We start from the raw sequence: 25,855 nt of genomic DNA, 5'->3' as shown, positions 1-25,855 counted from the left end.
GACCCTTACTCTCTATTGTTCATGGCCTCGTAGAGCGATGCCAGATTCCGTTCAAGTCTGCTCAAAATTTGTTTACCTACCAGTTCCTCAATTAAACCGATCCGAACGGCATAATCCACTTGTCTGGAAAAACCGTACATTTGGGTGTCCAGAACTTCCTCATAGAGAGGGCAATACCGTGTGGCCAGGTTCTCCATCTGTACTTCGATCAGCTTTTCTATTTTATCTGCATCTTCTTTCAGAAGATTAAGTGCTTTAAGGTTCAGTTGTTCCTGCAATTCAGATGAAGTCATGCTTCTTCCCCCCTACGTCCAATATCGTCACACAACTACTCTATTCTTAATATTAGACGAAATTGAGAGCCAATACAAGAACCCCGGCAAATTAACCCGCAACCCGAGGGCATATTTGGAAAAGGCCCTATAACGTTAAAAAACACCCCTACCTATGCAGGTAGGAGTGTCTTCCGATGTAATTATTCAGCAACGACTTTCACGTCAAGACCGTATTTTGCAAATACCTCGGTAACCGCTTTTTTAGCTTCATCCGCATCCGGTCCATGAACATGAAGCTCATAGCTTTTCGTGTTCACGAGTGTGGTGAAAAGGCCGAGAATACTTTTTACATCGATGTACTTGTTGTCAGCTTGAAGCACAATGGAAGAAGTGAATTTGCCAGCGGTTTGGGCAATTTCAACTACCGCTTCATTGTTCGTGGCCATAAGAATCCCTCCGTGATTAACTTTGGAATAACATACCTTTACTATACCTTGAATCCGTTTTCCAAGCAAGAAATTTTGTGATTATTTCAGGTTTTCTGGATTTAACGGTTCAAGCTCCGGCAGGACAAATATGCCGTCTTTACGGATCAACACATCGTCAAAATAAATTTCCCCACCGCCGTAATCAGGACGTTGAATCAAAACCAAATCCCAGTGAATGGAAGAACGGTTTCCGTTGTCTGTATCTTCGTAAGCTTGACCTGGGGTAAAATGCAGGCTGCCTGCGATCTTCTCATCAAACAAAATGTCCTTCATCGGGTGCAAAATAAACGGATTGAAGCCAATCGCAAATTCACCGATATATCTTGCGCCTTCGTCGGAATCCAGAATATCATTCAAGCGTTTGGTATCGTTACTTGTAGCTTCTACAATTTTGCCGTTTTCAAAACGGAACTTGATGTTCTCAAAGGTAACGCCATTGTATAGCGTAGCTGCATTGTAGCTGATCGTACCGTTAACGGAGTCGCGTACAGGAGCGCTGTATACTTCACCATCCGGAATATTTTTCTGCCCGGAGCATTTCTCTGCACCGATATTTTTGATGGAGAAGGTCAAATCGGTTCCTGGCCCAGCAATCCGGACTTTGTCCGTACGTTTCATCAGATCGGCCAAAGCATCTTGCGCACGGTCCATCTTAGCGTAATCAAGGTTGCATACATCGAAGTAAAAATCTTCGAAAGCCTCGGTGCTGACGTTGGCAAGCTGCGCCATGCTTGGGTTTGGATAACGAAGTACAACCCATTTCGTTCTTTTAACCCGTTGCTCACTATGTACCGGATGGGAATACAGTGCATTATACAGCTTCATCTTCTCCTCAGGTACATCAGACAGATCGTTAACATTAGATCCTGCCCGAATGCCGATGTAGCAATCCATCATTTCCATTCGTTTCAAATCGTATTCAGCCCAGGTTTTGATACCTTCCGGGGTTGCATATTTCAGAATAGAACGTTGCACGGCCTTATCGGTAAGCTCCACAAAAGCGTTTCCGCCCTTTTTGCCTACTTCTTCGACAACCGCCTTGAGCAAATCGCGTTCGTCGCCAATCATTTCAACCAGCACGTTCTCTCCAGGCTGTACATCGACGGAGTAACCTACAAGGTTTTCCGCCAGCTTTTGAATTCTAGGATCTCGCATCTTGACTTAACGCCTCCTCAAAAATGAGCGGGCTCTCTTCATTGACGGAAACCTAATCCGATCTCGAAGAACCCGCGTGTTGAACAATGGTTAATTCTTTTTCTATTGTATCACGATGGGCCCGGGAAGTCAGCCTGACATAGGAGGTTAACGGTATCCATCAAACCGCGTGTCAGTGTACAACACCTCATGCTTAGAGGCTCCTTGAAAAGTTACATAGTCAACGGTCGTTTCTGAGGTTAATCTAGCAGGAAGCCCTGTTTTTCGATCAATCGTCAAATGATAGACCACATTCGCATTCATTTGCTCCAGCATCTTCTGCAGTTTAGCATTTCCTGAAGTCCAAAGTGTGTTAAGTTCCTTTTCTACAATATCTTGACGGCTCGCATCTACCTTTTGCAGCTTGTTCTCCAGCCCGAATCCTAAGCTGCTCATTTCCTCCAGAAGACGATCTTTCATCCGCAAGGTAGCCTCACTAGGATTAAGCACAATCCTCAGCACCTTTGTACCACGAGCGGCCCCGCTTTCTGCAGTAATCGTCTTGGAAGTACCTTTGATCTCTTCGAGCTGATGGAGCGGATTAAGCCGCGTCAGCCCACGAACCATCATATCGTTTTCGTTTGATTGAAGCCTCCAGCCTCCTCTTTCCCACCTGAGCTTGAATTTCGATTTGGAAAAGGCCCCCGCCTCAGCGGTCCGAACACGACCTGAAGAAGGATTCTGGGGTATAACAGTCTGTATGCTTAACTCCCGGTGATTGTTTAATCGCCCAGTATAGCTGATATTTTCCTTCTTAGCAGCCTCATCTCCTCGCTGCAGCGCTGCTAGCCCTTGAAAGGATAAAGAATCGCACCCTGCAAGCCCGGACCAGGTGAAGTTAAACCATTGCTCGGGAGTCTTCTCCTCCCTTAAGCCGCAGGCAGAAACAGCTATCATGATCATGAAAACGAATAGCCCTATAACCGCTTTTTGATAACTGAAAGTCAGCTTGTTCATTCAGTTCCGCTCCTTGCCTAACGTCATGAAATCGTATCAGGAACGCTACTTATTAAGAGTTCGTTAGTGGTAGCCTACCTCCGTTACCTGCAAACTATTCGTCAAACAAAAAGGAGCGTCTCCGAGCCAAATACATGGCAGTGAAACACTCCTAGCAAACATTTATTAACTGGTCCAAAAGCGGACTCATGTTCTTTTACATCTCTCAGCGATTTGCGTCTGATTGCGGCCATTGTTTTTTGCCTTATACAAAGCCATATCCGCCTCATAAAACAAAGTCTCGACGCTGACCTTATCGTCTCCCAGAACCCAATCTGCAATTCCGCACGAGACCGTAACCGTTGGGTCCGTATCCATGGCAACCCGAAGGCGAATTGTCTCTGCAATTTGATAGGCGTTGTCGGCATCAGCTCCCGGAAGATATACCGCAAGCTCTTCGCCCCCCCACCTAGCGGCGATGTCCGTTTTACGAATGGAGCTTCTCACAATCGCACAGACCTGTTTCAATATTTTATCCCCTGTTTGATGACCATAGGTATCGTTAACCTGCTTAAATAGATCAATATCTACGATAATTAAGGAGCCATTTACGTCCTTCTTCTGAAATTCCTGAATCGCATCATCTACATAATGACGGGCATAAAGTCCTGTCAGCATATCTCTGTTAGCCATTCTTCGGACCTCAGCGTGCAAGGATGCGTTGGCAATTGCCAGGCCTATATGTGAAGCAAGTACCTGAAGCAATTTGTAATTCTCGTACGAGAAAAACCGTATCTGTCGGTGTGTAAGCATGATAGCGCCGTTCACTTCTCCCCGAACGATTAAAGGAGCGGCGATAAGAGAGCGTGAGTTGGTATCATCCATCAACCGGGAAGGTACCTTCCCATGCGCCTTGTAATCTGACAAAATCATCGGCTCTTTAGTAGAATACACAAGCCCGCTAAATCCGTAGTCCTTCGGAAATGTTTCCTTAGACAGCCCTGGAACATTACAAGACATGATTTCAAAGCTATCGCTCTCTTTGTTTATTTGAGAGATGCTGCAATATTCTGCCTTGAAGATCGAAAGCAGCTCCTCGGTAGCAAATTGGAATACATCCTTCAGTCTAAGGCTTTGATTCAGTCTCTTGGCCAATTCGTTAATTAATCGCAGTTCGCTGATCAGCAGGTTGGACTGCTCATAAAGTTTGGCGTTCTCAAACGCTGTTCCCGCGGTATCTGCCAGCATGCCAATCAATTGAAAATCGACATCATCGATCAGATCGCGTAAAATGACGAAATGGAAAATACCATAAACTCCTTGCTTGCCGCTTAACGGAGCCGCGAGCTCCAGATACGCTTCACCTTCCATATCCGGCTGCACTCTATGCAGCACGCGATCCTCCATGAACGCCCTGACACAAATATGCTCTTCGTTTCCCTGCAGATGCAGAGATTTGACGCGAGGGTCCCGGCTTAAATGATCCTGAGACATGAGAAGCTCCAGCTTGGCAGCAGGGTACATCCCAGAAACAAGCTCAAAGATTTCTGTCAAAACGGAATCGACATCAATCTTATCGTGCAGCTTCTGCACCACCTCAAACAGCATCGATCGCCGGTGTTCTTCACGTTTAGCCTGCTGCTGCAGCAGCAGCAAGTCAGAAATAAAGATGGACTCATAATTTTTATAAAAGCATGTCCGAAAATGCAGTATTGTCGTTCTCATCAAAAGCAAAGCCGCTTTATGGTCGCAGCCCTGAATACGACAGCCTAGAACGGCAAACAATTCACCCTTGGTTCGCGTAAAGACAGGAACAGCCACATAACTGCCTCCCGGGAACGGAATGGCTATCGCATCCAGCCGAAGAATACAATTCAATACCGTCTCAACAAGAAGCTCTGACTCCCCTACCTCCGGCATTTCATTTGGTTCATTCGGGTCGGTAGCGATCAATTCCCCTTGATGATTTGCTACGAAAAATCGTGCCTCGCTTAGCTCCGGCAGTTCCGTTATTTGGCTTAACCACTCAACGTAGCCATTCAAAATAATCGATTCCATATAAGGATAGTCATAGACTGTAATATCAAGCTGACGCAACCACTTCGCATACATGTCCCAATCTTCGAACAGTGGCTGGGTAGAAGCATTATTCATCTTCATCGTCGGGTGCCCCCGGGATTGGTTTATCATTTAAAGGCTCCTTTTACCGCATGCTCCTCACAAAGCGGCGATGTTCGAGTGTGTAGGTATGATCTGCAGGCCAGCCATCTAAACACTATTGACGTTATGTTCTCATGAACTTCTGTATGCTATATTTATTTTACTATCTTCCAAATTGATTTGCATTAAAAATTCTTCACTTAGAACTATTTTTTTAGGACAAAAGCCCTATCGACAAATTATTCCTTTTTTAAACAAAAGCTCTTGTTGACAATAGGCCTAGTGTTCATATAATATATATTGTTGAAAAAGACTGGATAGAGTCTTTATTAGGGCGTAACGCATGCGAGCACCCTCTCGGTTTTTGTTGCTGACAGGACAGCGGCTGAACTTTCTTGTCAGTGAGCGTATTTTTCTTATCTATCCTTCGCTCATTAAACAAAACCCGCGCAAGTAGAACCCTACACCGAAATTTTAAAAACAAAGGAGTCTACCTATACAATGGCACGTTACACTGGTCCTAAATTTAAACTCAGCCGCCGTCTGGGCATTTCCCTTAGCGGTACAGGCAAAGATTTGAAACGCCCTTTTCCTCCTGGACAACATGGTCCTAACCAACGGAGAAAAGTAAGCAACTATGGCATGCAGCTCATGGAAAAACAAAAACTGCGTCATATGTACGGCTTGGGTGAAAAGCAATTCCGCACTTTGTTTGAAAAAGCGCAAAAATTGCCTGGTATCGCCGGCGAAAACTTCATGTTCATGCTTGAAACTCGTTTGGACAACCTCGTATACCGTCTGGGCTTCGCTAACTCCCGTGCAGGCGCACGTCAGTTGGTATCCCACGGTCACGTGATCGTTAACGGTAAAAAAGTGAACATCCCTTCTTATCTCGTAAGCCTTGGCGATGTAATCAGCCTGCGTGAAAGAAGCCGCGGCCTTTCCTCTGTTAAAGAAGCTTTGGAAAACCGTACACATCTTCCAGCTTACCTGGAATTCAACGACACTGCTCTTGAAGGCAAACTGATTCGCTTGCCTGAACGTTCGGAGCTGTCGCAAGACATCGACGAAAAGCAAATCGTCGAGTTCTACAACCGCTAATATTCACAAACAAACGGCCCAAGTCGATATCGACTCGGGCCGTTTTTCTTTTAGCATTATTTGATCGAGAGCTTAGCGAATTTACGTTTACCCACCTGAATAATTTCACCACCGGCCAGTTCTACTTCAGCGTTCGGATCCGTCAGCTTCTCTTCATTTAGTTTAACAGCTCCCTGTTGAATACTGCGTTTTGCTTCTCCATTTGAAGACGCAAAGCCAAGTATGGTCAGAAGTTTGATCACCCGAATCTTCCGCCCATCTTCCAACTCGGCAACAGGGATCTCTTTCTCCTCAATATCCTCTGGCAGCGCCCGCTGCTGGAATACGGTCACGAAATGCTCCTGCGCCGCATCCGCTGCTTCAGATCCGTGGTACATCCGAACAAGGGTGTAGGCCAGCTTCATCTTAGCATCACGTGGATGTACAGTACCTGCTTTTAGACCCTCCGTAAGAGCTTCCAGTTCCTCGTTCGACAAGTCGGTGACGAGCTCATAGTATTTCATCATCAGCTCATCCGGTACGGACATCGCCTTGCCGTAGATTTCGTTGGGCGCCTCATCAATACCGATGTAGTTGCCAAGGCTTTTACTCATTTTTTGCACGCCGTCCAGCCCTTCAATAATTGGGGTCATGATGGCAACCTGAGTGTCCACACCATATTCTTTTTGCAGCGTTCTGCCCATAAGCAAATTGAACTTCTGGTCGGTTCCTCCGAGCTCAATATCGCTTTCCAGCGCCACGGAATCCATCCCTTGCATCAATGGATAGAAAAACTCATGAATGCTGATCGGCTGCCCACTCTGATAACGTTTGGTGAAATCGTCCCGTTCAAGCATACGAGCTACAGTTACTTTTGCAGAAAGCTTCACAACATCGGCAAAAGTCATCGGCGCAAGCCACTCGGAATTGAAATGCACATGTGTTTTTTCTGAATCAAGTATTTTAAAGATTTGCTGACGGTACGTTTCAGCGTTCCGCTGCACGTCTTCTTCTGTCAATTGTTTGCGAGTTTCCGATTTGCCGGTCGGATCACCAATCCGTCCCGTAAAGTCGCCGATGATCAGTTTTACCTGATGACCTAGCTCTTGAAACTGACGCAGTTTCTGCATAACTACCGTGTGACCCACATGAATGTCAGGCGCAGACGGATCGAGCCCCAGCTTCACCTTAAGAGGTTTGCCGGTCACGACCGATTTCATCACCTTCTGCTTTAATTCATCCTCCGGTACAATCTCAACAACTCCCCGGGAGATGATTTTCAGTTGGCGATCCACTTCTTCCTGCTGCTGAACCGTTAATTCTTCCCATTTCATGGTGTACATCCTCCTTAATTCAATTTGGATTTGTCAATCGACTTCCGAGCTATGAAACAGAACGCAAAAAAGCTCCTTCTCATCCCAAGGGACGAGAAGGAGCTGCTCGCGTTACCACCCTAATTAAAACCGCTGTTAGATTTGTGCTACAATCATTTAAACATAAAAATCACACAAAGCTAACTAAAAAACGGTTTTCACTTCATTTCCATAACGGTCATCCCGGTGCCGGACTACTGACGAAACTTACGCGTTCCCCCGGACGGCTCCAGACGGTAATTCAAAGAGGATCCGCCCATTCGGTTCGCAGCGTCCACCGATTCTCTGAGCGACGGGATTCCGCCTCTACTTGGTCTCTCTAAGCCTTTGTCGATATGCATTTATGATATTTTATATCACAGAAGTATTTTATAAGTCAAACCCCGGTGAACCTAAGGAGGCTCTTCAAACAAAAATTCCGACAGCTTCCTCGCCGCGTATTAGGTCGAAAAAAGCTGAAAAAACATTCAAATTCCCTTTTTTATGCTATAATGTTGCTGTTAAAAGGAGGATAATGCATGGTTCATGAGAACGACAAAAACTCCGGCAAGGAAGGGCGCAAATCCCGGAGCAACAAGCCGGCCAACAAGCGGAAAAAGAGCCGCTGGGTCTGGAAAACACTGGGCTGGCTCGTTCTGATCGGTTTCGTCGGAGTTCTTTTTGCAGGAGGCGCCGTATTTGGATACGTATCCTCTATCGTCAAAGACGATCCGGTGCGATCACGTGCCGATATTGAAGCGAAAATCAATCATAATGAGATGACAGGATTCGCCTATTTCCGGGATGGCACACCGATTGGGCAGCTTCGCTCGGAAGAAGACCGACGCCCCGTCACTTATAAGGAAATACCCTCATCAGTAATCGATGCGGTTATCGCAATCGAGGACAATCATTTCAAGGAACATATCGGAATTGATTTTAAAGGTACACTGCGTGCGGTGAAGCAGCGACTGCTTCACGAGGAAGTCCAAACGGGCGGCAGCACGTTGACCCAGCAGCTTGCTCGGCGCGTTTTCCTAAATCTGGACCGAACGGATGACCGCAAGGTTAAAGAGATGCTGCTCGCCCTTCGCCTGGAACGATTTTTGTCCAAGGAAGAAATCATAACGGCCTACTTAAACAAAGTACCTTTTGGAAACGGATCAAATGGATATCAGGTTTATGGCATCAAGGCGGCAGCTAAGGGCATATTCAACGTGACCAAATTGGAAAATCTAAATATCGCCCAAGCGGCCTATTTAGCCGGTTTGCCTCAGCTTCCCTCCTCATATTCCGCCTTTAATGGAAAAGGGGAATTTAACGAAAATGCATTCAATCGGGCGGTCAAACGCCAGCATTTGGTGCTGCAGCGGATGCTCGAGGAGAACAAAATTACGAGCGCGCAATACAATGAGGCCCTAGCCTTTGATATCAAAGGTTCGCTTGCTCCAAAAACAAAAAAAGCCTATGAAACCTTCCCTTATTTAATGCTGGAAACGGAACGCCAGGCGGCACAGGTTATCGCGCAGCTAAACAATCCGAAAATGACCAAAGAAGAATTGGCCAAAAACCCGCAAATCCTTGAGGAAGCGCGGCAGGAATTGCTAACCGGTGGATATCAGGTTGTTACGACGATCGATAAAAAAGTCTACAATTCGATGCACAAGGTATCCAATAACAAAGACAATTTCTCGCCTTACAGCAAAACGAAGGGGCTTGAGCAGGTTGCGTCTATGATGATCGATAATCGGACCGGCGCGATTCTGGGCATGATCGAAGGCCGTGATTTCTACACGGAACAGATGAACTATGCGACGCAAATGAAGCGGCAGCCAGGTTCCACGATGAAGCCGATCGCAGCGTATTTGCCGGCGATTGAAGAAGGGCTGATTCAGCCTGCTAGCATCATCGACGATTCGCCGATTATTTTGCGAGATTATCAGAAGGGATACCATATCCCGGTCAACTCCAGCGGCGGATATAAAGGCCTGGTAACTGCTCGTACGGCGCTTAACGAGTCCCGCAATATCCCGGCGCTTAAGGTGTTCAATCAAATTATCGGAATCAATAAGGCTTGGGACTTCACCAAAAAACTTGGAATTACTACGATTGAAGACGAAGATTACACCGCACAAACCGGTGTGCTCGGCGGGCTCAAGTACGGGGTGACCGTGGAAGAGCTCACCAATGCATACAGCTCGATTGCAAATGGCGGGGAATTTAACGACGCCTATATGATCGAGAAAATCGTGGACTCGAAAGGTAAAGCCGTTTACAAGCATAAGGCAGAGCCGCAACGCGTCTTCTCCGAGCAAACGGCGTATTTAATGACCGATATGCTGCGCACTGTCATTAAGGACGGGACAGGCAAATCGATTAAGAAGGATTTCAGAAATTACGGAAAGATCCCTGTCGTTGGCAAAACAGGTACAACGCAAAACTATGCGGACGTGTGGTTTATGGGGTATTCACCGGACGTGACGCTTGGCGTATGGATCGGTTATAAAGAGCCAGTCAACACACTTTCGGATGAAGGGAAGAAGCGTGCTCGTAAAATATGGGCTCTTGTGATGAACGAGGTTACCGAAAATGAAAAAGATCTGTTTGTCACAAAACAATTCACTAAACCGAACGGCATCGTCACGAAGACAGTTTCCGGATATAGTGGAAAACTGCCAACTTCATTGACGTACCAAGCTGGCAACTTAGTCACCGATATTTTCAACGCCAAATTCGTACCTACCAAACCTGACGATGTGTTGATTCGCGCCAAGTATGTAACCTACAACGGCGTCAATTATGTTCCTAATGAGTCCACACCATCGGATATGTTGAAGGAGAAAGTCGTTGTTCGCCGCGAGAAACCAATCGCAGAGCTCGTTAAGGAATTGGAGAAGGCTTTTGCCTCCATGAGGGGTGAACGTAATTCACTAAGCTACTATTTGCCAAAAGATGCGGGTGAGGATGCTCCATATAAGCCGGATCCGCGTGTTGATGACGGCAAGGCGCCATCTGCCCCTACCAGCGTCAGCATCTCGTCGGGCGGCAGTTCTGTTACGGTCTCGTTCCATAAGAACAGTGAAAAAGATGTGGTTGGCTATCGCCTCTATCGCTCCGTTGACGGAACCAAATACCAATATACAGGTAAAGCTGCGCTCACCGGAGAGTCTACTTCGATTACTGATTCCGGCGCTTCCAGCAGCGCCTCCTACTATGTTACAGCGGTCGATGTAAGCGGAAAAGAATCCGCTCCTAGCGCCATTGTAGGACATGGCGGAACAGTACAGCCGGATGGTACGAACGGTTCGGAAGGCGATCAAAAAAACATAGGTACCGGCGATACTCAAGGAGATCACGGCACAACAGGCACTCTTCCGGCGCCTCCAGGCCAGGTAAGCGTCAAGAAGGGGGACAGTGAGATTACGGTGAACTGGAGCGGCAACGACGCTCTGGACCTTGTCACAAGCTATAACGTCTACGTCTCCGATGCCGAAGGCGGCACCTACTCAAAAGTTGGTTCCACCGGGGATACCCATTATTCATTCAAAACTGACTCAAGCAATGTATGGGTAAAAATTACCGCAGTCAATGAGCTTGGAGAATCCGAAGCGTCTAGTCCGGCGGAGTATAAAAAATAGAATATTGTTAGCAAGGGGTGTAAGTTCGTTTCCGAACATACACCCCTTCTTGTTTTTATGAGCTTCACCAACATGCAATTTCACATGCGCAACAACGGCCGTTCTATTCTGAACGTACTCGGCCAAAAAGGCAAAACAAAAAAGAGGAGAACGAGCCCCCTCTTAATGAAATAAAGATATATCAGTCCTCAATCGTAGACAAATCCCCTGTTGGGAGGTTAAGTTCCCAAGCTTTCAGTACGCGGCGCATGATTTTACCGGAACGTGTCTTTGGCAGCTTATCCTTAAACTCGATTTCCCTAGGTGCCGCGTGAGCGGACAACCCTTCCTTCACGAACTTCGCGATCTCCGCCTTAAGTTCCTCAGATGGAGCGAAGCCTTCCCGCAGGGAGATGAAGGCTTTGATAATTTCTCCGCGAACCGGATCAGGTTTGCCAATGACGCCAGCTTCTGCGACAGCTGGATGCTCTACGAGCTTGCTCTCTACCTCGAAAGGCCCAATGCGCTCGCCGGAGGAGTTAATGACATCGTCGATCCGTCCCTGGAACCAGAAGTACCCGTCTTCATCAACGTAAGCAGTATCGCCGGAAATATACCAGCCCGGAATGCGGAAATATTCTTCGTATTTCGGAGCATTGTTCCAGATCAGCCGCATCATCGACGGCCACGGCGTCTTAACCGCCAAATTGCCCATCCGATAAGGCGGCAGGACTTTTCCGTTATCGTCAATGACAGCGGCCTCAATGCCTGGAACAGGCTTACCCATAGAGCCGGGCTTGATCGGCATGGATGGGTAGTTGCAAATCAATTGTCCGCCCGTTTCCGTCATCCACCACGTATCGTGAATCCGGTGGTTAAACACCTTCATTCCCCAACGCACGACTTCCGGATTCAGCGGCTCGCCAACGGACAAGATATGCCGGAGCGAGGACAAATCATACTGCTGGATCATATCCTGCCCCGCTCCCATCAGCATCCGGAAAGCGGTCGGTGCGCTATACCAAATCGTTACTTTATTTTTTTCAATCGTCTGATACCAATCCGCCGGACTAAAACGTCCCCCGCGTACCACATTGGTAACCCCATGCAGCCAAGGGGCGAATATTCCGTAAGATGTACCTGTCACCCAGCCTGGGTCTGCTGTACACCAGTACACATCGTCTTCCTTCAAGTCCAACACTACATTACCGGTGTGATAGTGCTGCAGCATGGCATTATGAACATGATACACGCCTTTCGGCTTGCCGGTTGAACCGGAGGTATAATGCAGGATGAGTCCGTCCTCCCGATTCACCCATTCAATTTCGGCTTCTGGCGAAGCCTTATCCATTTCCTGCTTAAGATCAACGATTCCAGCCTCATCCGGAATCTCTTCCCCGACTACAAATATCGTTCGGAGCGCCGGCAGCTCCTCGCGTCTTACTCTAGTCAGCAGCGATGGGGTGGTCACAAGCGCAACCGCTCCGCTATCTTCGAGCCTATCCTTTACGGCTGTTTCCATAAACGCTTCGAACAATGGTCCGACCACTGCCCCGACTTTAATCGTCCCGAGCACGCTCACATAAAGCTCCGGTGTCCGCGGCATAAACACAAAAACGCGATCCCCTTTGGAAATCCCGTACTTACGTAGCACATTGGCGAAGCGGCCCGTCAATTGCTGCATATCTTCAAAAGTATAAGACTCGTCGCGTACCGCATCGCTAAATCGAAGGGCTACACGATCCCCCTTGCCAGCATCGACATGCCGATCGATCGCCTCATAGGCCAAATTCACCCGTCCCGTAACATACCAAGAAAACTGCTTTTCTACGTCGTTCCAGTTAAAATTTTCATAGGCTTCTTCATAGTTGTTCATGTTGGACGACGGAGCTCCCGCCGAAATAACTTCCCCTTGCAGTTGACTCATCGTTTCATCCTCCTTCATCTTTGTAACAACCGTTGTACTAGATCAAAAATCATGAAAACGGATACATAGTGGTGTAAGGTGAAACCTATTTTGAGCGCGATGTGCAGACAGGCATCCGTTCCAATCTCGATAATCCACACTCCATGTCTTCAAGAGATAATAATCACACAAACAAGCTACAAATGTGAAAATTTTATGTCGGAAATCATTATATCATACGTTTTTGTACACAGGCTATACTTTTCAAATTTTCATTTTTCTGTTATAAGTGAGGGGAACGAGCAAAGGAGGCGGCAATCATGGAACACCGAAAAACTTATATCCGCCATACCCTGCCCCACCATAATCATGAAATTGTCATAGAAGGCCCGGTTACTCCTTCTCACCTAAAGAGCTTGCGGATGCATAAGGATCTGGATGCGTTTCGCAAACCGGACGATCAACACGCAGCGCTGGTGGAAATCGCCGGTCTTCCCGAAGGGCGTATTATCCTGGCCCGTGAGGATACGACCATCGTCGGCTATGTCACCTTCCATTATCCCGATGAGATGGAGCGCTGGTCCCAAGGGCATATGCTTGATTTAATTGAGCTAGGGGCCGTAGAAGTAGCAGACGAGTACCGCTCCCTAGGCCTCGGTTCCAAGATGATTCGGACAGCCTTCGAGGACGGCCAGATGGAGCGCTATATCGTTTTTACAACGGAATACTACTGGCATTGGGATCTAAAAAACAGCGGATTATCCGTTTGGGATTACCGTAAAATGATGGAGCGTCTGATGAAAACGGTCGATATGGTCTGGTACGCCACGGACGACCCGGAAATTTGCTCTCATCCGGCCAACTGCCTCATGGTACGGATCGGCAAAGAAGTGCCTTTGACCTCCGAGGAGCAGTTCGACCGGATCCGATTTCAACAGAGATTTATGTATTAATGTGCAAGTCTGGCGTTATGGTCTATATTCTAGCGATCAATAAGGAAGGCGTGTGATTTCATGCCTGGAAGTGCAGTATTCGTTCATCATGAACAAAGCTTAAATTATCGGTTTCATGACAACCATCCATTTCATCCGGTACGGCTGCAGCTAACGCTGGATCTACTAACGGAACTCGGTGCTTTAGATACGGCTCATCTGATTGAACCGCGCCCCGCTTCAGAGGAGGAGCTCCGCTGGATTCATCAACCGACTTATATCGAGGCGGTAAAAAAGCTGAGCGTCTTATCGCCCGATCCCGCTTGGATCAGCCGAGCGGAGCAGTATGGGCTTCTTGACGAGGATACGCCGTATTTTCACGGAATGCATGAGGCAACCTCCCATGTAGTTGGAGGAACGATTGCCGCGATGGAGGCAGTGCTTTCGGGAGCCAGCACACATGCGCTGCATATGGCAGGCGGTCTCCATCACGCCCTTTCAGGGAAAGCTGCAGGCTTTTGCATTTACAACGACGTCGCCGTCGCCATTGCTTATGCCCAGAGACAATACGGCGCACGTGTCCTTTACGTCGATACGGATGTGCATCACGGGGATGGGGTACAGTGGAGCTTCTATTCAGATCCTGATGTATGCACCTATTCCATCCATGAAACGGGTAAATATTTGTTTCCGGGTACCGGTTTTGTTCAGGAGCGTGGTGAGCATCATGGGTACGGCGCCTGTTTGAACATTCCTCTGCAGCCTTATACCGAAGATGGATCATGGATGGAGTGCTTTGAGGAATCCGTCCGAAGACTAGTTGATCATTATAAGCCTGACCTTATTGTCAGCTTGCATGGCTGTGATGCCCACGCCTTGGACCCCCTGTCGCATATGTACTGCAGCATGTCCATCTATCAGGAGATGCCGGCGATTCTCCACGAGCTCGCCCACACCTACTGCGAGGGACGTTGGGTAGCGGTTGGAGGCGGCGGCTATGACTTCTGGAGGGTTGTTCCTCGTGCCTGGAGCCTGCTCTGGCTAGAGATGAGCCAGCACCCGCTGAAATCCAGCTTGCACCAATTTCCAGGTGAACGTCTGCCAGAGGCTTGGATCAGCAAATGGCAAAGCCAGGCACCGGTTCCGCTGCCTACGCATTGGCTTGACGATTTATCCCATTGGAGCGACATCCCCAGACGAGCAGAGATTACAGCAAAAAACCGCGAGATGCTCGCGGTTGCTCTACAAGATTATCCATAATAGAAAATAAAAAAACTGTCCTATTCATTATTCTACTGCCAGTGAATCCAAATGAAGCACCAAATCGTTGATCACTTCAAAAGAACGCCGAGAGGCCAGTGAAGTAAACTCGGCGAAATTCACGTTAGCTGTGCCGTCTGCTTTGTCGGAGATGGAACGGAGGACGACAAAAGGAACCTTATTCATAAAACATACTTGCGCCACAGCCGCCCCTTCCATCTCGACGCATGCGCCGTTCATTTTCTCATACAGAAACGAGTTCACAAACTGATGATCAGCTATAAACTGATCCCCTGACAAAACTCTGCCGGTCATATACTTATGCCCCTGGCACAGCCTCTTACAGGCACTCTCAGCCAACCGAATCAGTGCAGAATCCGCCGGAAAATCGGATACCTCCTGATAAGGGATCGTTCCCCGTGGGTAACCGAGGGGAGTAACATCCATATCGTGCTGCTGGCATGATGATGAAATTACGATATCACCAACGTTAAGAGCGGGATCCACCGCTCCTGCAACTCCCGTGAACCAAACGGCATCAACGTCAAATTGGTTAATAAGCAGCTGTGTGGTTACTGCCGCATTGACTTTTCCGACCCCCGATTTACACACAATGACCTCTCTACCATGCAGCTTTCCCTTCACAAAACGAATTCCCGCCGCAACTATCGGCTCTTGATTCTCGATCCTGTCTAGAAGGAGCGCGATTTCTTCATCCATAGCCCCCATGAGACCGATTGTTTTGATCACCAAAGGTCAACAACTCCTCATTTACATTTCACCTATACCATTCATCCTATCCTAATCACATGCATCTACATACTTAAAAAAGCTCCTTGGGAAGGAGCTTTTTCCGTTTATAACCTTTTTCATATATATTTTTCTATGTGTAAAACTCTTTCTATTCCGATCAAATATGACTAACAGACAACCGTAAAATTGTCTCATGCGGCAATATAACCCGAGGATTATCCACCGTTTCTTTCTTCATCAACTTCGTCAACAAACGCATTGCTACAGCGCCGAGGTCGTACATCGGTTGAGCTACGGTGGTCAACTGCGGACGCACCATCGATGCCATGCGGATATTGTCAACGCTGATAATCGAGAAGTCATCAGGAACTTTGAGCCCTTCGTCCTGAATGCTATGAATGGCACCGATCGCCATTTCATCCGTTGCTGCAAATATAGCCGTTGGGCGTTTCTTCAGCCCCAAAAAGTATTTCATCGCTTCCACGCCGGATTCATAACGGTAATTGCCGATCCGTACCAAATCCTCTTGGTACTGAATTCCCGCCGTTTCCAGTGCGCGTTTGTACCCTTGGAAGCGAGCATAACCGTTCGCAGGGTCCTGCAGTGTTCCACTAATCATCGCGATTTCTCGATGGCCGTGTCGGATCAGTGTGCTAACCGCATCGAAAGCCGCCGCCTCATGGTCAATATCGACCGAAGGATATAATCCTTTGTCATCACTGGTTGCGCAAAGCACAATTGGAACCGCGGAAGTCTGGAACGCCTGAATGTGCTCGTCCGTCACCGTACCGCCCATGAATAGGAGCCCGTCCACTTGCTTCTCAAGCAAGGTGTTAATGACGCGAATCTCCTTCTCTTTCCGCTTGTCCGCATTACACAAAATAATGTTATAGTGATACATGTTGGCGATATCTTCGATACCTCTGGCGATTTCCGCAAAAATCGAATTCGAGATGTCCGGAATCACCACGCCAACCGTGGTAGTCTTCTTGCTGGCAAGACCTCTTGCTACAGCATTAGGACGATAGCCCAAACGTTCAATCGCTTCGTATACCTTTTTCCGGGTCTGCGGCTTCACATTGGGGTTATTATTGACAACCCGTGAAACCGTGGCCATCGAGACGCCTGCTTCACGTGCCACATCGTAAATGGTAACCGTCACATTATTCTCTCCATTGCCAATAGATTTTCACTCGTCCATCCGGTAAAGTTCAAGGCTTCAATTAAATTTATGATACGACAAAATACTACTTTGTGCAATGATAACGCTTCATTTAAAGCAGATTCTTCTCCAATTCCGTTTTCGTGATATGGGAATGGGACGTATGCCATACCGCTTGCCCGTTCTTAATTAGGATTGCTTGAGGTGATTCGTGTTTTACGCCGAGCTTTTCTGCCGCTTTATTCGACACGGCTCGATCTTCTACAACGTAAACCAGTCCGTATGTAACCTCTTCGTTTGGTGTTCCCTGCAAATAAGCCTCAAGTTCCGAGTGCGCTCCTGCGCTTATTGGACAGCGGGTGCTGTGTTTAAAAAGCAGAAGAGGCTGATTGGAGGAGCGGTCCAAGGCGTTATTAAGCTCCTCGCTCGAAGAAATTCTCATCAGTTCGGACACGATCATTTCACCCTCTTTTCCATAAGAAATTTCCAGATGTTCTATCCGTTAAATATCTTAACAAAAATGTAAATGTAAAAACAACATTATTCAGAAAAAACGTAAAATAACGATCAATTTGCTTTAGAAAGTTGACGTTTTCTTACATATTTAGACAATTGGGAAAGGCGTTTGGAAATATCGTTCATCCACTCTATATCTCCCATACCTTTTGCACAGCCATATACATCGAGTAGCAGATTGATTCTTTCCTCACATTGTTGCTCCAGCATTACTCTAAAAGAAGGTGCGTCAGCTCGGTTCCATTGACGATATATTCCAAAAATAAGGTCGGCCAATTCGTTGATCTCCGTAAAAGTGACTCGGACGTTTTCCTTGTTCTGTTTTAACTCTCTTAAAAGGTCCGTCAAATCATCTCTTATTTCCGGAAACACTTCATAATTACAGCAATCCTCGCATTCATAAATAGGCACTCGATCAATTTCATATGAACCTTCAAAAATAACCAGCCTGAAGCCAAGGTTCATAGTTTGTCCGCAATGACAGTGCTCACGCACAAAATCACCTCATCTAATCCTCTACATTTTAATAGCACCGATGAATATTCATTTATATTCGACTAGCCTATATCCTTCTCCTGCAATTAGTGGTAAATCCTTAAAATTACCATGTATGGAAAGAAGGGCATACGCCGCCCGGCATGAAAGTATTTATCTTTTTTGATACAATTAAAATATTGAAACGGTATTTCGTCAAGAGCGCTAAAGGGCGGGAGGGAACGATTTTGAGACTTATTGGGAAAAAGATCATTGCCTTAGTTGATGAGGAATTTGAGGATTTGGAGCTCTGGTACCCGATCTATCGGGTACGCGAAGAAGGAGCTGAAGTCCACCTCGTAGGACCGGAGAAAGGGAAAAAATACATTGGCAAGTACGGCGTGCCCGCACAGGCCGAATTCTCTTTTGAGGAAATCGATGCCAGTAACTATGATGGCATTCTTGTCCCCGGCGGCTGGGCACCGGATAAGCTGCGGCGATACAGTCAGGTGCTAAATATCGTTCGCGAGCTGGACAAAGTAAAGAAACCGATCGGGCAAATTTGCCACGCTGGGTGGGTGCTCATCTCGGCCGGGATTTTACGCGGCGTTACCGTTACGTCTACCCCGGGCATCCGAGACGATATGGAAAATGCCGGAGCCATATGGAAAGACGAGCCGGTCGTCGTGGACGGGCATATTATTTCGGCCCGACGGCCACCGGATTTGCCGCCATATGGAAAGGCCTTTGTTGATGCGCTTGCCGAGGCAGAACGCCGGTAATATTTAAGAGAATGAGTCATTTTTTTACCGGCATTTGCTCCTTGAAACGGCAAACCGCCGTCACCTTAAACCGGCGACAGCGGTTTTTTTTACCCTTTTTTAGAACTCAATTGCAGAGCCTGTCTTTCTCCATCTCATGTCCGAAGCGGATTAGCTCAGCTTCTATCTGATCACTGGTTGGCAAGCGATAGCAAGCAGCCCCGACTCCTTTGCTTTCCTCAGCCGTCGAATTCAGAATTCTATGCTTCACTCGAAGCAAGGATTGCGGCGACATGCTTAGGTCGCTCACGCCAAGATGAAGCCATACCGGTACCGCCTTCTCATCCCCGGCCATTTCTCCACATACGCTGACGGGAATTCCTGCCGATTTAGCGGCCTGTACCGTTTGCCGCAGCAAGCGAAGTACAGCCGGATGGAATGGATGGTACAGATGAGCGATCTTCTCATTCATCCGGTCAACCGCTAAGACATATTGAACCAAGTCGTTGGTTCCAATACTGAAGAAATCCGCTTCCTCCGCCAGCAAATCGGCAATCGCCGCTGCTGCCGGAACCTCTATCATAATGCCGACCTGAATCTGCGAATTGTACGAAATGCTCCGCGCATCCAAATCCCGCTTCGCATCCGCCAAAATCCCATTGGCCTCCCTGATCTCTTCCAAAGAGGAAATCATCGGGTACATGATCTTGACGTTGCCGTAGGCGCTGGCGCGTAAGATCGCAGTAAGCTGAGTCTGGAACAGTTCCCGTCGATCTAGACTAATCCGAATCGCCCGATAGCCCAATACGGGATTATCCTCTTCCGGCAGTTCGAAGTACTCCAGCTGCTTATCCCCGCCGATATCCAGGGTGCGAATGACAACAGGATGAGTCCCGGCCTTCTCCGCAACCTGACGGTACACCTCAAACTGCTCTTCTTCTCCAGGGAAAGAGGAACGATCCATGTACAAGAACTCCGTACGGAACAGCCCCACACCTTCGGCACCGTATTTAAGGGCCAGCTCCAGATCTTTAACGGAACTGATATTGCCCGCCAAACGGACATGTACGCCGTCTTTAGTCACCGACTCTACCGCAGCCAGCAGTTGAAGTTGCTCTTTCCGGCGGCGCTGCTTCTCGGCCACCTCGGTATATCGATCGACGATATCCCGCTCTGGATTTAAATATAAATATCCTTCGTCACCGTCGATAATTAGCAGATCTCCCGTTTGCAACGGTTCAGAAAGCTTATTCTCGAGTCCTGATACGAGAGGAATCCCTAGCGCCCGGGCCATGATTGCGGAATGAGACGTTTTCCCGCCAGCCATCGTTACCATGCCAAGCACGTTATCCGGATTCAAATGGACAAGCTGGGAAGGCGACAGTTCCTTAGCCACCAATATATAAGGCTGCGTATCTGCCGGCAGCGTAATATCCGGAGTACCCAACAAATGCTTAAGCAAGCGATTTCCGACATCTTTGATGTCGAGCGCCCGCTCCTTCATGTATTCATCGTCCAGGAGATCAAACATCGTTACAAAATGGTCGATGGCTTCCTTCACAGCAACCTCGGCCGCCTTGTACTGACGTTCGATAATTCCCCGGATTTCACTCATAAAAACGGGATCTTCCAGAATGGCCAGGTGAGCATCAAAAATTCCCGACTCCTCAGCACCGACCGTTTCCTTGATCTCGTTTTTCATCACTTCTATCTCGGTTTTGGATGTCCGAATCCCCTCGTATAACCGTTCGAATTCTTTCGCCAGATCAACCTTATCCAGTCGCTGATCCGGTACATCCCATTCCCAGGCGGGCAGCACAAAAGCCTTGCCGATCGCTACTCCCGCTGCTGCGCCGATCCCCTGTATCATGTATTGCCCCCCTATGTCCTGCTTCTGAAGTATCTTTATAGGATACCCTCTCTCTATTCCATTATGGTAATCCTAGCCCGTTAAATTTGTCAAAGGAAAAAAGCCCGGACCAAAAAGGGACCTTCGCAAAGAATAGTCCCCTTCGGCAATCAAGTAGCTATTTTCTTTTTCCGATCAATATGCTGTCTTCAACCTTGATACAGCGGTCCATAATGACCTTAAGGCCACCGTTTGAGGCAATCTCATAGGCTTCATCGCTTGAAATACCAAGCTGCAGCCAAAGCACGCGGGCCCCAATCTTCACCGCTTCCTCCGCTACAGGGGGTGTCTGTTCACTGCGGCGGAATACGTTAACAATATCAACTGGTTCCGGAATTTCCGAAAGTGAGGAATAAACTTTTTCGCCAAGGATCTCCCCGTTTACCGTAGGATTGACCGGAATAATATGATAACCGTTGTTTTGCAGCGCCTGGGCTACCATGTAAGAGGTACGATCGGTTTTGTCGGACAGGCCGACTACGGCGATGTTGCCGGCGTTCAGTAGGATTTCCTTGATTTCTTCACGACTTGGATTCTCAAATGCCATCATTGCTTCCTCCCTTAAATGGTTGCTGTAATATGTTTATTCTACCCTCTCGATCGATGCGCCAAGCGTAATCATATGATCAAAAAATTGAGGATAAGATTTTGCAACATGATGAGCGTCCTTGATGACAAGCGGCTTTTTGCAGCGCAAGCCTACAACAGTAAGCGCCATAATCACTCGGTGATCGTAATGCGCATTGATCTCGACCCCGCCTTCCAGACCGGACGGGCGCCCGTGGACGATGATTTCCGCCTGCCGCTCCTCGACATCCGCCCCTGCTTTTTTAAGCTCATGAAGGTAATCGGTAATTCGATCACATTCCTTATAACGTAAATTTTCCACATTGTAAAAACGCGAGGTTCCCTCCGCAAAGACGGCAGCGGCCACCATGGCCAGCACGGCATCTGTCGCGGCGTCTCCGTCAAACTCCACAGGGCGCAAACGACCGTTTCCTTGTATATGCACCGTCCCATCCTGATGGGTCAGGGGCACATCCATCATTTGGAGAACATCCACCACAGCGCGCTCCCCTTGCTTGCTTTGTTCGGCTAGTCGATGCACCTTCACGTTTGACTTTGTGACGGCTGCCGCCGCCAAAATCGCCGCGGACCCCGGATAATCTCCCTGAACCGTATAGGTTTTCGCTTGATAAGACTGGCCCCCCGGTACACGGAAATGCATGTAGTCGGAGCTAGCGTGAACCACAATGCCAGCCTGCTCCAGCACCTCCAACGTTTGTCCCACAACCACCTTGGATTTGAGATCATCCAGCACTTCGATTTCGCTGTCTTCCTCCAGCAGAGGTGTAAGGAACAGAAGCGCACTCAAATACTGGGAGCTTACCGCGCCGGATACCCTAATTTTGCCACCCTTTGGCACTCCGCCGCGGATTGTAATCGGCAGGCGGCCTTCGCGATGCTCTACCTCTACACCCATCTGGCCAAGCGCATTAATCAAATCGTCATGCGGGCGTTTGCCGAGCGAATCCGGGTACGTGTTAACAAACGTTACCTCAGGGCATAAAGCTGCGATTGCCATCAGGAAACGCAGCACTGCTCCGGCATTGCCGACGTTAAGCTCTTTTACGTCTTTAGGGCGACGGCCAAAGCCTGTAATTACGATTTTTTCCTCATCCTCCGTAAGAACCGCGCCAAGATCGGCAATGCAACGGCGCATCGCGTCACTGTCTTCGCTATGAGCGGGATAGTTTACCGTACTAGTCCCTTCCGCCAAAGCGGCGACAAGCAAGTAACGGGTCGTATAGTTTTTGGAGGACAAAGCTCCAATCTCACCGTTTAGTTCAGGCGTAGGCCTTACGATAACGTCCATGTTCATTCCCCTTTTCATTGTTATTTAGCCGCGGTAATGCGTTAAAATATCAGCCGTTACTTGTTCCACACTTTTCCCCGTTGTATCAATCATATAGTGGGCAAAGTCATACGCGTGCTTGCGCTCTTCAAGCAGCTTCATAATCCGTTCTCTCGCCCCGCCGGCAAGCAATGGACGATTGTCATCCTCCCCGACACGGGTTACGATTTCCTCGGGCGCAGCCTTTAAGGCAATAACCAGGCCTTTGTCCAGCATCACACGGCGATTCTCCTCACGCAGCACGACGCCCCCGCCGGTCGCTAAAACGACTCCCTTCTCTTCAAGGGCGCTATCAAGGATCGAAGCTTCCATATCACGAAATGACGCCTCGCCTTTCTCCCTAAAAATTTCTGGAATCGTTAGTCCAGCCTTCTCCACAATCCGCTGGTCAAGATCAACCAACTTCAGCCCCGTTTTGATAGCCAAGGAAGCGCCTACGGTTGATTTTCCGGTACCCATCATCCCGATCAGGACGATATTTTTAATAGGTTTATGCACGTTAATTCACCTTCGGTCTGAGGCTTTGATATAAACTTTTTCATATCATAACACAGGCTGGTATATTTTGAACACGCACATGCCTCCTAGTCCATGGCATAATTTGATAAATCAAATCAACTTGTACTGCAAAAAAGCGTCTAAGGGTGCTAAACCGCTCCCCTAGACGCCGTGGTCAAAACGTTTCTAGAATTTTCGTTATCTTAGAACCATTGATGGTGGAAGACGCCTTCCTTATCAACCCGTTTGAATGTATGTGCACCAAAGTAGTCGCGTTGCGCTTGCAGCAGGTTGGCCGGCAGACGCTCCGTACGATAGCTGTCATAGTAGGACAGAGCGCTCGAGAAACCAGGAACCGGAATTCCGTTCTCTACCGCGACGCTGATCACTTTACGCCAAGCATCTTGGTAGCTTTCCACAACATTTTTAAAGTAAGGGTCAAGCAGCAGATTTTTGAGCGCAGGATCGCGGTCATAAGCATCCTTGATGTTGTGCAAGAACTGCGAGCGAATAATGCAACCGCCGCGGAAAATCATTGCGATATTGCCGTATTTCAAATCCCAACCGTATTCATCGGAAGCGGCACGCATTTGAGCAAAGCCTTGAGCATAAGAAACGATCTTACTAGCGAACAGAGCTTTACGGACATTTTCAATGAATTCCTGTTTATCGCCACTAAATGACTTCCTGGCTGGACCGTTCAAAATCTTGCTGGCTGCGACACGTTCTTCTTTCATCGCTGACAAGAAACGGGAAAATACGGATTCCGTGATCATGGAAAGCGGAACGCCCAGGTCGAGCGCACTTTGGCTTGTCCATTTTCCGGTTCCTTTTTGTCCGGCGGCATCAAGGATCACGTCAACCATCGGTTTGCCGGTTTCTTCATCATATTGGGAGAAGATGTCGGCAGTGATTTCGATCAGATAGCTGTCCAGCTCTCCTTTATTCCATTCGGTGAAAATCTCGTGCAATTCCTTAGCGTCAACGCCAAGCACGTCTTTCAGCATATGATAAGCTTCGCCGATCAACTGCATATCGCCATATTCAATGCCGTTGTGCACCATTTTTACATAGTGTCCGGCACCGTCCGGTCCGATGTATGTACAGCAGGGATCGCCGTTTACTTTGGCAGAAATAGCCGTCAGAATCGGTTCAACGAGTTTGTAGGCACTTTCTTGTCCGCCCGGCATGATGGCTGGGCCATTCAAGGCACCTTCTTCCCCACCCGATACCCCGGTACCGATAAAGCGGAAACCTTTGGCTTCAAGCTCCTTGCTGCGGCGCTGCGTATCCGGGAAGTGCGCGTTACCTCCGTCGATAATGATGTCGCCTTGATCCAGGTACGGAAGCAGTTGTTCAATTGTAGCGTCTGTCGCAGGACCGGCTTGTACCATAATCAAAATTTTACGCGGTGTTTCTAACGAATTTACGAATTCTTCGACGGAAAATGCACCGACCAGGTTTTTGCCCTTGCCTTCATTTTCCAATAGATCATGAGTTTTTTGCGGAGAGCGGTTGAACACCGATACGGTGAAGCCCCGACTTTCAATATTTAGGGCCAAATTTTTGCCCATAACGGCTAAGCCGATAACGCCGATTTGTTGTTTTGACATGGTCTCCATCCTTTGCACACTATATTTTTTTCAATATTATCATTTTAACTCTTTTGTGTACAGAAGTGAACCCCGAGCGGCCATCCAAAAAACAACCCCTGATGCTCAGGGGGAAAACATGCAATGATATTTCGCATAAGCTATTTATTTGGAGGCAGAAGCTCTTCCTCGATAGAGTTGACCAAAATCAGAATTACCATTCAAGACGGATGAGTTCCATCCGCAACTTACGAAGCTTCTCCTTGGAGGCTTCAGAAGCAACCGTATCACCCTGCTGCAAGGCTTCATACAGCCTCTCGAGTTCGTCATCAAGCTCCTGCTGGAGGCTCTCTAGCTGCTGCTCCGCCGACTCCGAAGCGAACAATTCAGCCATTCGTTCCACATCGGCGGCAGGGCCTTTCTGATAAATCACCCGGTGCTCCATCCCGGAAATCTCCACCAGCCGAATGACTTCTCCGAACAAAATATTTTCAATGTAAATTTGCCGATCCTTAAACCGCTTGACCACCGCGTGTCCGCGCAAATCCCCGATCAGCTTTTCCAGCCAATCCGCCAGCTTCGCATCGCGAATAACATAATCGCCTACCAGCTTGTATCCTTTGGCGAGACGCTGAAACCTCAGCTTCGTCAGCTTTCGCCCCGTGCGTACGGAAATAATGAACACGGACTCGTTCTCGCTCCAATATAAAGAATACCCGTCTTGAATCAAATCACGGATTAATTGTTGTATGTGCCGGCGATCAAATCGGAGTTCCAGGTTGCAATATTCCACCTCGTAACTTTTATTCACGGCACTCCCTCCTAAAAGTTTTGTGAGCATTAACTTCCTGTTGCACTTCGAACAAAACTTGCTACGAAAGCATACGCTTAGTTTTGTGAGCGTTAACTTCTACGATTACTTCGGACAAAACTTGCGTTACCGTTCTTATCTCCATCTTATGTCAAGGAACTTGGATTATTGATTAATTTTAACCGTTTCGGGCAGGGTTAACGCGGACTTGCTAAAAATTCAGACGATGCTGCGACCTGCACATTTTTGATTCGTTTAAATCGC

General features: G+C 47.9%; 23 protein-coding genes. 5 read left to right on the top strand and 18 right to left on the bottom strand.

Annotated features, from left to right (window positions below):
- Positions 1–5: 5 nt before the first annotated feature.
- The 5 genes from ACFQ3W_RS07535 to ACFQ3W_RS07515 form a co-directional block, all read right to left on the bottom strand.
- Positions 6–293, bottom strand: a complete 288-nt coding sequence (locus ACFQ3W_RS07535; protein WP_379318234.1) for a DUF1507 family protein — start codon at positions 291–293, stop codon at positions 6–8.
- 182 nt (positions 294–475) lie between these two features.
- Positions 476–721 (bottom strand): HPr family phosphocarrier protein, encoded by a 246-nt coding sequence (locus ACFQ3W_RS07530; protein ID WP_379318232.1) that lies wholly within the window; start codon positions 719–721, stop codon positions 476–478.
- 81 nt (positions 722–802) lie between these two features.
- Positions 803–1,918 carry an aminopeptidase gene (locus ACFQ3W_RS07525; protein WP_379318230.1) on the bottom strand — a complete coding sequence of 372 codons (1,116 nt, stop codon included), beginning with the start codon at positions 1,916–1,918 and terminating at the stop codon, positions 803–805.
- A gap of 147 nt (positions 1,919–2,065) precedes the next feature.
- Positions 2,066–2,914, bottom strand: coding sequence for a hypothetical protein (locus ACFQ3W_RS07520; RefSeq protein ID WP_379318228.1), 849 nt, complete (start codon positions 2,912–2,914; stop codon positions 2,066–2,068).
- Positions 2,915–3,100: 186 nt separating this feature from the next.
- Complete coding sequence (locus tag ACFQ3W_RS07515; RefSeq protein ID WP_379318225.1) at positions 3,101–5,083, bottom strand: sensor domain-containing diguanylate cyclase; 1,983 nt, start codon at positions 5,081–5,083, stop codon at positions 3,101–3,103.
- A gap of 471 nt (positions 5,084–5,554) precedes the next feature.
- Between ACFQ3W_RS07515 and rpsD the strand changes: the two genes are divergently transcribed.
- Positions 5,555–6,154 carry a 30S ribosomal protein S4 gene (gene rpsD, locus ACFQ3W_RS07510; protein ID WP_379318223.1) on the top strand — a complete coding sequence of 200 codons (600 nt, stop codon included), beginning with the start codon at positions 5,555–5,557 and terminating at the stop codon, positions 6,152–6,154.
- A 56-nt stretch (positions 6,155–6,210) separates the two neighbouring features.
- On the opposite strand, the gene tyrS is transcribed toward rpsD, so the two are convergent.
- Positions 6,211–7,467: a tyrosine--tRNA ligase gene (gene tyrS, locus ACFQ3W_RS07505; RefSeq protein WP_379318221.1), complete on the bottom strand. Its 1,257-nt coding sequence runs from the start codon at positions 7,465–7,467 to the stop codon at positions 6,211–6,213.
- Positions 7,468–7,700: 233 nt separating this feature from the next.
- Positions 7,701–7,847 (bottom strand): hypothetical protein, encoded by a 147-nt coding sequence (locus ACFQ3W_RS07500; protein WP_379318219.1) that lies wholly within the window; start codon positions 7,845–7,847, stop codon positions 7,701–7,703.
- 177 nt (positions 7,848–8,024) lie between these two features.
- Here ACFQ3W_RS07500 and ACFQ3W_RS07495 point away from each other — a divergent pair, with 177 nt between their 5' ends.
- Complete coding sequence (locus ACFQ3W_RS07495; RefSeq protein ID WP_379318217.1) at positions 8,025–11,123, top strand: transglycosylase domain-containing protein; 3,099 nt, start codon at positions 8,025–8,027, stop codon at positions 11,121–11,123.
- Positions 11,124–11,304: 181 nt separating this feature from the next.
- On the opposite strand, the gene acsA is transcribed toward ACFQ3W_RS07495, so the two are convergent.
- Positions 11,305–13,029, bottom strand: coding sequence for an acetate--CoA ligase (acsA, locus tag ACFQ3W_RS07490; RefSeq protein ID WP_379318215.1), 1,725 nt, complete (start codon positions 13,027–13,029; stop codon positions 11,305–11,307).
- Positions 13,030–13,328: 299 nt separating this feature from the next.
- Here acsA and ACFQ3W_RS07485 point away from each other — a divergent pair, with 299 nt between their 5' ends.
- Complete coding sequence (locus ACFQ3W_RS07485; RefSeq protein ID WP_379318213.1) at positions 13,329–13,961, top strand: GNAT family N-acetyltransferase; 633 nt, start codon at positions 13,329–13,331, stop codon at positions 13,959–13,961.
- A gap of 60 nt (positions 13,962–14,021) precedes the next feature.
- Positions 14,022–15,200 (top strand): acetoin utilization protein AcuC, encoded by a 1,179-nt coding sequence (locus ACFQ3W_RS07480; RefSeq protein WP_379318211.1) that lies wholly within the window; start codon positions 14,022–14,024, stop codon positions 15,198–15,200.
- Between the two features lie 27 nt (positions 15,201–15,227).
- On the opposite strand, the gene ACFQ3W_RS07475 is transcribed toward ACFQ3W_RS07480, so the two are convergent.
- The 4 genes from ACFQ3W_RS07475 to ACFQ3W_RS07460 all read right to left on the bottom strand — a co-directional run bounded on the left by ACFQ3W_RS07475 (position 15,228) and on the right by ACFQ3W_RS07460 (position 18,126).
- Positions 15,228–15,950 (bottom strand): 5'-methylthioadenosine/adenosylhomocysteine nucleosidase, encoded by a 723-nt coding sequence (locus ACFQ3W_RS07475; protein WP_379318632.1) that lies wholly within the window; start codon positions 15,948–15,950, stop codon positions 15,228–15,230.
- Between the two features lie 160 nt (positions 15,951–16,110).
- The gene (gene ccpA, locus ACFQ3W_RS07470; protein ID WP_379318209.1) at positions 16,111–17,115 is read right to left on the bottom strand and encodes a catabolite control protein A; all 1,005 of its coding nucleotides are present in this window, start codon (positions 17,113–17,115) and stop codon (positions 16,111–16,113) included.
- A 112-nt stretch (positions 17,116–17,227) separates the two neighbouring features.
- Positions 17,228–17,569 carry a bacillithiol system redox-active protein YtxJ gene (gene ytxJ, locus ACFQ3W_RS07465; protein ID WP_379318630.1) on the bottom strand — a complete coding sequence of 114 codons (342 nt, stop codon included), beginning with the start codon at positions 17,567–17,569 and terminating at the stop codon, positions 17,228–17,230.
- 113 nt (positions 17,570–17,682) lie between these two features.
- The gene (locus tag ACFQ3W_RS07460; protein ID WP_379318207.1) at positions 17,683–18,126 is read right to left on the bottom strand and encodes a hypothetical protein; all 444 of its coding nucleotides are present in this window, start codon (positions 18,124–18,126) and stop codon (positions 17,683–17,685) included.
- Between the two features lie 224 nt (positions 18,127–18,350).
- On the opposite strand from ACFQ3W_RS07460, the gene ACFQ3W_RS07455 reads away from it, so the two are divergent.
- A complete protein-coding gene (locus ACFQ3W_RS07455; RefSeq protein ID WP_379318628.1) occupies positions 18,351–18,887 on the top strand; it encodes a type 1 glutamine amidotransferase domain-containing protein in 537 nt (178 codons plus the stop codon).
- A gap of 106 nt (positions 18,888–18,993) precedes the next feature.
- Here ACFQ3W_RS07455 and ptsP read toward each other — a convergent pair whose 3' ends face one another.
- The 6 genes from ptsP to ACFQ3W_RS07425 form a co-directional block, all read right to left on the bottom strand.
- Positions 18,994–20,736 (bottom strand): phosphoenolpyruvate--protein phosphotransferase, encoded by a 1,743-nt coding sequence (ptsP, locus tag ACFQ3W_RS07450; RefSeq protein WP_379318205.1) that lies wholly within the window; start codon positions 20,734–20,736, stop codon positions 18,994–18,996.
- Positions 20,737–20,893: 157 nt separating this feature from the next.
- Positions 20,894–21,322 carry a CoA-binding protein gene (locus ACFQ3W_RS07445; protein ID WP_379318626.1) on the bottom strand — a complete coding sequence of 143 codons (429 nt, stop codon included), beginning with the start codon at positions 21,320–21,322 and terminating at the stop codon, positions 20,894–20,896.
- 36 nt (positions 21,323–21,358) lie between these two features.
- Positions 21,359–22,651: a 3-phosphoshikimate 1-carboxyvinyltransferase gene (gene aroA, locus ACFQ3W_RS07440; protein ID WP_379318203.1), complete on the bottom strand. Its 1,293-nt coding sequence runs from the start codon at positions 22,649–22,651 to the stop codon at positions 21,359–21,361.
- A gap of 24 nt (positions 22,652–22,675) precedes the next feature.
- The gene (locus ACFQ3W_RS07435; RefSeq protein WP_379318201.1) at positions 22,676–23,188 is read right to left on the bottom strand and encodes a shikimate kinase; all 513 of its coding nucleotides are present in this window, start codon (positions 23,186–23,188) and stop codon (positions 22,676–22,678) included.
- A 203-nt stretch (positions 23,189–23,391) separates the two neighbouring features.
- Positions 23,392–24,801, bottom strand: coding sequence for an NADP-dependent phosphogluconate dehydrogenase (gene gndA / locus ACFQ3W_RS07430; protein ID WP_379318199.1), 1,410 nt, complete (start codon positions 24,799–24,801; stop codon positions 23,392–23,394).
- A 193-nt stretch (positions 24,802–24,994) separates the two neighbouring features.
- A complete protein-coding gene (locus ACFQ3W_RS07425; protein WP_379318197.1) occupies positions 24,995–25,591 on the bottom strand; it encodes a hypothetical protein in 597 nt (198 codons plus the stop codon).
- Positions 25,592–25,855: the final 264 nt, after the last annotated feature.

This window comes from Paenibacillus puldeungensis (assembly GCF_042678945.1).
Classification (GTDB): Bacteria; Bacillota; Bacilli; order Paenibacillales; family Paenibacillaceae; genus Fontibacillus; species Fontibacillus puldeungensis.
The sequence above is the reverse complement of the archived record's forward strand: the minus strand, read 5'-3'. Positions and strand labels throughout refer to the sequence as shown.

Bases quoted from the DNA above. Each gene is read 5' to 3' on its own strand.
- ACFQ3W_RS07535 (WP_379318234.1), bottom strand. From the start codon at position 293: ATGACTTCATCTGAATTGCAGGAACAACTGAACCTTAAAGCACTTAAT.
- ACFQ3W_RS07530 (WP_379318232.1), bottom strand. From the start codon at position 721: ATGGCCACGAACAATGAAGCGGTAGTTGAAATTGCCCAAACCGCTGGC.
- ACFQ3W_RS07525 (WP_379318230.1), bottom strand. From the start codon at position 1,918: ATGCGAGATCCTAGAATTCAAAAGCTGGCGGAAAACCTTGTAGGTTAC.
- ACFQ3W_RS07520 (WP_379318228.1), bottom strand. From the start codon at position 2,914: ATGAACAAGCTGACTTTCAGTTATCAAAAAGCGGTTATAGGGCTATTC.
- ACFQ3W_RS07515 (WP_379318225.1), bottom strand. From the start codon at position 5,083: ATGATAAACCAATCCCGGGGGCACCCGACGATGAAGATGAATAATGCT.
- rpsD (WP_379318223.1), top strand. From the start codon at position 5,555: ATGGCACGTTACACTGGTCCTAAATTTAAACTCAGCCGCCGTCTGGGC.
- tyrS (WP_379318221.1), bottom strand. From the start codon at position 7,467: ATGAAATGGGAAGAATTAACGGTTCAGCAGCAGGAAGAAGTGGATCGC.
- ACFQ3W_RS07500 (WP_379318219.1), bottom strand. From the start codon at position 7,847: ATGCATATCGACAAAGGCTTAGAGAGACCAAGTAGAGGCGGAATCCCG.
- ACFQ3W_RS07495 (WP_379318217.1), top strand. From the start codon at position 8,025: ATGGTTCATGAGAACGACAAAAACTCCGGCAAGGAAGGGCGCAAATCC.
- acsA (WP_379318215.1), bottom strand. From the start codon at position 13,029: ATGAGTCAACTGCAAGGGGAAGTTATTTCGGCGGGAGCTCCGTCGTCC.
- ACFQ3W_RS07485 (WP_379318213.1), top strand. From the start codon at position 13,329: ATGGAACACCGAAAAACTTATATCCGCCATACCCTGCCCCACCATAAT.
- ACFQ3W_RS07480 (WP_379318211.1), top strand. From the start codon at position 14,022: ATGCCTGGAAGTGCAGTATTCGTTCATCATGAACAAAGCTTAAATTAT.
- ptsP (WP_379318205.1), bottom strand. From the start codon at position 20,736: ATGATACAGGGGATCGGCGCAGCAGCGGGAGTAGCGATCGGCAAGGCT.
- ACFQ3W_RS07445 (WP_379318626.1), bottom strand. From the start codon at position 21,322: ATGGCATTTGAGAATCCAAGTCGTGAAGAAATCAAGGAAATCCTACTG.
- aroA (WP_379318203.1), bottom strand. From the start codon at position 22,651: ATGGACGTTATCGTAAGGCCTACGCCTGAACTAAACGGTGAGATTGGA.
- gndA (WP_379318199.1), bottom strand. From the start codon at position 24,801: ATGTCAAAACAACAAATCGGCGTTATCGGCTTAGCCGTTATGGGCAAA.